Origin of the sequence: Paraburkholderia sp. SIMBA_030 (assembly GCF_046535245.1) — a bacterium.
Classification (GTDB): domain Bacteria; phylum Pseudomonadota; class Gammaproteobacteria; order Burkholderiales; family Burkholderiaceae; genus Paraburkholderia.
On sequence record NZ_JAWRXB010001097.1, the window covers coordinates 1 to 253 of the forward strand.

1 pseudogene is annotated in these 253 nt (G+C 70.4%); it reads left to right on the forward strand.

Features of this window, described 5'->3' with window-relative positions:
* A pseudogene (locus tag SB772_RS43400) lies at nt 1-253 on the forward strand (acetyl-CoA C-acyltransferase); the annotation flags it as partial.

The window sequence follows — 253 nt, forward strand, 5'->3', positions numbered from 1 at the left end:
CGTGCAGGTGCCCGCGCTCACCGTGAACCGCGTGCGCGGCTCGGGCGCGCAGGCGGTGCCGAGCGCCGCGCAGGAAGTGCTGCTCGGTCTCGCCGATGTCGCGCTCGCGGGCGGCATGGAGAACATGGACCGCGCGCCCTATCTGCTCGACGGCGGACGTTGGGGCTATCGCATGGGCAACGCGCAGATCCACGACAGCATGCTGCGCGACGGTCTTGTCGATGCGTTTTCGGGCGAGCATTCGGGCTGGCAC